The following is a 1,229-nucleotide window of genomic DNA, read 5'->3' on the forward strand; positions in this document are numbered from 1 at the left end:
ATAAACATTATTTTCAAAAGAGTTAGAATTATCATTTTGCTTTGAAATTTCATCAATTCTATCTTTTATTTTTTCAGCTTCTTGAGATATTTTTTTATCTAAGCTTATTATTTTTTGTAATTCTTGCCTTTCCTTATCTCCGCCCAGTAATGATTGTAAAAAAGAGCTATATCTTTCTTTAGGATCTTTCTTTAAGAAAAAAGTATTCTCATCTTGTTCAACATAATGTAAAATTGAAAATAAGTTGTAAAGGTTATTAAATCCAAGTGTCTCTTCAAGATTTTGAAAAGTAGCATTTATATTGTTTATAAATAATTTTGAGTCATTAAAAATGTTATAAATATTATTTGACCGGGATTTACCTTTGTTGGGTGGGAAAATTCTTTTAACAGAGGTTTTTTTTATTCCATCATTTAAGATTAACTCTAAAATAATTTCATGATTACCATTTTTATGAATTGGACTATCATTAAAAGTATATCTTGCATCTAAGCTAGTTTGCCTATGTTTTCTTGGTCTTTCAGTTAAAGTAATCTCAATAGCCTCAAAAATGGTGGTTTTCCCATAACCATTTGGTCCATCAAAAACTATAAGGTTATTTAACTCTTGATTATTTAATTCAAAATTTGCAATACATTTAAAATTTTGAATTTTAATGTCCTCTATTATATATCTATTCATCTCTTGATTTTATGAAAAAATTATTTTGAATTAAAAAAGATTCTATGTCTTGATCTTCATCATATTTAATTAATTTCTGTAAAACATTTTTTTGATAAAAATCTAAATCTTTATTAATCTCATCTGAAATATCTTTTAATTGCTCATTTTCTTGTAAAGGCTGAAAATTTAGAAATGGAACTTTAATAAATAAATTCATTAGAAGTCTGTACCAAGTTTGATCTGCTGAATTTACTAATTCATTATTTTCAATAGAAATCTTATTAAGATCGTAAATTATATTTTCACTATTATTTAATTTTTCTTTAATAATTTTTAAATCGTCTTCTTTATAAGGCAAAACATATTTTTTTGAAACTCTATAATTTTCTTCAATTTTATGTAATTCTGTCAATATGTTTTCAGTAGGTTTTTCTAAATTTAGAAATAAAATGGTAGAAAGATTATAATCTAAATTTTTAAAATTAAATTTGATTAAATAATTTTTTCTAATGTCTTCAATGATTACATTCAACAGATATTCTAAATCCTTATTTCCTATCTGTACT

General features: G+C 22.6%; 2 protein-coding genes. Both read right to left on the minus strand.

All coding sequences use genetic code 11. From position 1 onward, the window contains the following. A partial coding sequence (locus DD829_RS16290; protein WP_165814876.1) for an ATP-binding protein occupies nucleotides 1–681 on the minus strand: 681 nt, incomplete at its 3' end. Continuing rightward, a partial coding sequence (locus tag DD829_RS23730) for a hypothetical protein (protein ID WP_165814877.1) occupies nucleotides 674–1,229 on the minus strand: 556 nt, incomplete at its 5' end. The genes DD829_RS16290 and DD829_RS23730, both read right to left, overlap by 8 nt.

It is taken from the genome of Chryseobacterium sp. HMWF035, assembly GCF_003094695.1.
Classification (GTDB): Bacteria; Bacteroidota; Bacteroidia; order Flavobacteriales; family Weeksellaceae; genus Chryseobacterium; species Chryseobacterium gambrini.